The sequence below is a fragment of the Candidatus Jordarchaeum sp. genome (assembly GCF_052745115.1).
The window spans coordinates 1-4,332 of record NZ_JBRAKS010000321.1 but is presented as its reverse complement, the minus strand read 5'-3'; the positions used below and the strand labels follow the sequence as shown (position 1 = coordinate 4,332).

4 protein-coding genes are annotated in these 4,332 nt (G+C 32.8%); all 4 read right to left on the bottom strand.

Going from position 1 to position 4,332, the window contains the following annotated elements; translation table 11 throughout:
• Window positions 1-41: 41 nt before the first annotated feature.
• The 4 genes from ACUVXA_RS16970 to ACUVXA_RS16955 all read right to left on the bottom strand — a co-directional run bounded on the left by ACUVXA_RS16970 (window position 42) and on the right by ACUVXA_RS16955 (window position 3,631).
• Window positions 42-413 carry a hypothetical protein gene (locus ACUVXA_RS16970; RefSeq protein ID WP_445872475.1) on the bottom strand — a complete coding sequence of 124 codons (372 nt, stop codon included), beginning with the start codon at window positions 411-413 and terminating at the stop codon, window positions 42-44.
• A gap of 46 nt (window positions 414-459) precedes the next feature.
• Window positions 460-1,302: a hypothetical protein gene (locus ACUVXA_RS16965; protein WP_445872474.1), complete on the bottom strand. Its 843-nt coding sequence runs from the start codon at window positions 1,300-1,302 to the stop codon at window positions 460-462.
• 74 nt (window positions 1,303-1,376) lie between these two features.
• Complete coding sequence (locus ACUVXA_RS16960; RefSeq protein ID WP_445872473.1) at window positions 1,377-2,540, bottom strand: vWA domain-containing protein; 1,164 nt, start codon at window positions 2,538-2,540, stop codon at window positions 1,377-1,379.
• A gap of 11 nt (window positions 2,541-2,551) precedes the next feature.
• A complete protein-coding gene (locus ACUVXA_RS16955; RefSeq protein WP_445872472.1) occupies window positions 2,552-3,631 on the bottom strand; it encodes a hypothetical protein in 1,080 nt (359 codons plus the stop codon).
• Window positions 3,632-4,332 lie beyond the last annotated feature (701 nt).

Genomic DNA, 4,332 nt, shown 5'->3' with positions numbered 1-4,332 from the left:
TGGGGATAATATCCCCATATCAATTGATTGTTCTAAATTCATCATAAGTTTGTTGTGAGTTTAATTTTTATGTATTCTTCTGGGTGTTTAATTTTTACAATCTTTTCAATAAACTCAATAAGGGAAACTATTTTAAGTTTTTTATTGTCAATATCTTTTCTGAGGCGGTCTGAATAAAAAGAGTATACTCCTTTGTATTTTTTCTTTTCTGGGTTGGTATAGAATTCTAACTTATCATTGTGTCCAGTTTCTACTACTTTATCCTTTGAATAGGTTATTCTGACAAATGGTTCTGTTACTGTGAATTCTTCTTTAAGTTCATTATCTTGTATTTTGTCATAATAAATTAAGTTTAAAACATTCCTTATAATTTCTTTCTCTTCTTTGGTTTTTACTTTTATTATATAAGTCATAGTTTTTTAATTGTTTAATTATTATTCCCGCCGACTACTCGGGAATTTATTTTATCAATTCTCTTAATAAATTTCTCCCAGCATTAAATTCTTTTACTTTCTCATATAACTCTCTAATTTCTTTTTGTCTATTAAGCACTTTCTCAATTTTCTCATTTATTTCTGTTATAGCATTTTCAATAGATACGGAAGTTGCTATTCTCCATTCAATATGTGTTTTGAATTTTATAAGATATCTCTTTGTGTCCCAATCCCAATAGTTGGTGATATATATGTGAATTCCATTCTTATCATATACATCTATATCCTCGCCGTTCTTTTCCAAATCATATTTTGATTTCAGGCGTGTATATTCTACCAAAAACTCGCAGAATTTATCTACATATTCTTTATCAATTATTTTCAAATCAGTCAAAGCCGATTTCGGAAAATAACTTACTACTTTTCCCCGATAGCCTCTTTCTTCTCTAATCTCAAATAATTCTTTTTCTGGCATATAATACAAATCATCTATATTGCCGTCATCTTTAATCTGTTGTTGATACTCATAAAGGAATGAAAAGTATTTCTGTGTCAATCCTATTTTGCTAACTCCCCAGTCTTCTTCGTTTCGTTTATTTATCTTCAAAAGTATTCTTCCTGTTTTAGTTTTCACGGAATTTTTTATGGTGTCTAAAATGCTTCCTTTTAATTCGTCTATTGAAAACAATGGTATTTCTTTAAATTGATTTAATAAATTTTCTAGTGCTTCTTCTCTTTCTTTATCTACTTCTTTTTGAATTGACGCTATTTTATCTTCCAATTTTTGTATCTTTTTTATTTTTGGGTTTGTATTTTTTGCTGTTTCTTTTACGCTTGTTATTGCTTTTTCTAAATTTTCTCTATTCATAGTTTTTTAAATGGTTAATTATTATTTTGGGAGTATTTTTACTCCCATACTCTTGACAAATTTTAGAGTTTATGTTATAAACTTATCAGCCTTCCATACGGAACATCTACTTGGTTTCTGCTTACCCAGTAAATCTGGTATGGCGGCTTCTCTTTCGGGAATTCACATTCCAAATCAGTAAAATATACCAGAAAATCTATATCATTATTGAATACTTTCTTAATCTGGTTGAATACTGGCTTAAAACTTGTCCCTCCTCTGCCTTTTAATTCTATTCCTTTCCTTAATTTATCTTTATCAGTCCCTCTTACTTTAATCGGTGGATATTCTTCACAATCACACGGTATAATATAAAACTCGTGGGTCTTAAATGTATTAGCATATCCTATTATTTCGGACAATGCTTCGTTTATTTCATCATCGCTCATACTTCCAGAAGTGTCAATAGCAAATACTATTTTTGCTGTTTTATGCTTCCTCTTACCAGGAAAATAATACGGAAGATATTTTTTATTAGGAATTTTCCAAGTCTTTTCTTTTAGCATAGTGTTTAATCTATGCTTTATTATAAAATCCCATTTAATTTTTGGTGCCATCATTGCTTTGAATTCCTCTTCCAGTCCTGCTGGTATATCGCCTCTGCCTTTATTATTACACATTGCTTCAAATACTTTGGCTCTTATTTCATTTTCTTTGGCGTTGGTCTCAAATCCTTTGGCGTCATTGGCGGCGAATAAATCGGGCATAATTTTCAGTTTTAGTTTAGAAGCATTGCCCTTGCATATTGTCATTATCTCATCATAAATCTGCTCGGTGGTTTTCTTTTCAATGCTATCAATTGTTTTGCCAAGTATTTCAAAACTGGATGAACCATAACTTATACTCGGAATAATCCCTTCTTTTATCGGAGTGCCTATCGGTTTTGCTCTAACAAGCAAATCGGTATTTACTTTCAAATCTGCTGCTACATTCCAGATATACGGGTCTCTGTTTCCGCATCGGAAAGGATGAAGATAAGCCAGATGAAGAATTTCGTGGGCGAATGCGAATAGTTTCTCTTTGTCTGTTAGTGTTTCAATAAATTCTTCATTATAAATCAATTCTCCTCTGTTATTTACTCCGAGAGTTGGACAATTGTCATTGTCTTTTCTTACGGATATAACCAGCAATTGTCCGTAAAATGGCTCATATACGGTAAACCACATTTTTATCCTTGTTATTTTTTCTTCGGTGGTCATATTGTTTTTGCTTAATTATTATTTATTTTATTGAATTCATTTAAGATAAGTCCGAGTTTCTTTATAACTGCCTCAAATTTTGGCACGCTGTATATCTGTTTTGATTTATGCTTTATTGTCATCATCAGCAATGAAGTTGCCATTTCTGGGCTTAAATTGTCTATTATTTCTACCAATACCGCTCCTTTTATCTTATCGGTTTTCTTCCACGCTTCCGCTACCTCATATATTATGGCATAAGTCAATGACGCTGCATCCTCGGATTTACTCAATTCTTTCAAATACTTTGCTGGATTAGCCAATAATTCTTTCATTGATATTTTCCCTATCTTTTCAATAAATCCCTTGAATTTACTGGCTACCATTGTCCCAACACAAGCCGCTGCATAGGAATATACTTCGTTTGCATCTTTCACATCTTTAATCAATCTTGAAGTTATTTCCCACGAATACGGGAATGGGTTGGCTTTCTCTTCCAATAGTTTCTCATCATACTTGGCTGGGAACATATCGGAAGGAAAAGAAGCCAAATAACTCAATACTCTATTGTCAATTCCTTTCTCTTGAAAATAATCCAGTATCTCTTGGCTGTTAGGAATAACTTGAATGTGGGAAAACCTTCTCAATAAAGCCAGTGAAGTATTATTTACTCCGCAGTGGTCTTGCTCTTGATTGCTTGCTGCTACCCTCCAAAACTTGTCTACTCCGTTGCTGTCTTTTACTGGTGGCAAGTTAGAATATCTACCTTCCAGTATATAGGAATAACAAGCAGCACGAATATCATCAGAAGCCAGATTTAATTCATCAAAGAATATAATTCCCTGTCCGTTTCTCGGTAATTCTTTAGTTGGCAGGAATTCGGTCATACCATTGTTTGCTATCGGAAGCCCTCGCAAATCTGGTGCATCATATTGAGACAATGGAATAACTTTCATTGTGAATATATCATCGCCATATTCATCCTCGGAATACTTTAATTTTAATTCTTCCGCCATCTGTTTGGCAAATTCACGAATGATAGTGGTTTTGCCAGTTGACGGTCTCCCCCAGAGATATAAAGGAATTCTTTCATCATAAAACTTTTTTACCATTTTTCTGGTTTCTGTTATTGAACATTCTAACATAGTTTTTTTAAGTTGCTTAATTTTTATTTTTTAGCAATCCCGACGAAGATTGCTATTGTTAATTTTATGCGATTTTTTATCCTTGTCAAGTGGAGTTATCCACAAGCATCTATTTTTCAGTTTCGGATACAATGGACGCCAGTTTCCAGCCTTCTAAAACATTCAGATAATTTTTATACAATAATTTCCCAAAATTCGTTAGGACAATCAGGAAGTCCCCGTTAATATCCGCCTTTATTATTTTCTCGTTGATTTCCAGCCATACCTCTTTATTAAGTTGTTTGCTATTTTTATCCATAAAATTGTTTATTGTTAATTATAATTTTTGAGAGAGAATTTCCCCCCTTTTTTGGGAGTTTCCCCCTACTTTTTGAAAACTACTCCCCATTTTTTTGGTTTTCTTGGGAGTTTCTCTTTTTTGAGAGTTTTGCTCCCCTTTTAATTTTTGGGAGAGTTTTCCCAGTTTGGGAGAATTTTCCCATTTTGGGAGGGTTTCCTCCCTTTTTTAATTTTTGACATAATCTTCCCATTTTGAAAATTTCTCGCCCATTTTTTAGGCGGCAGAATTGCTTCTACCGCCTTAATTTTTGGCTAAAAATGTTTTGTTCACATAGTTTTTTGGCTAATTATTATCTGCCATTTTTTGGCTTAATTGTTCGCTGCCTGTT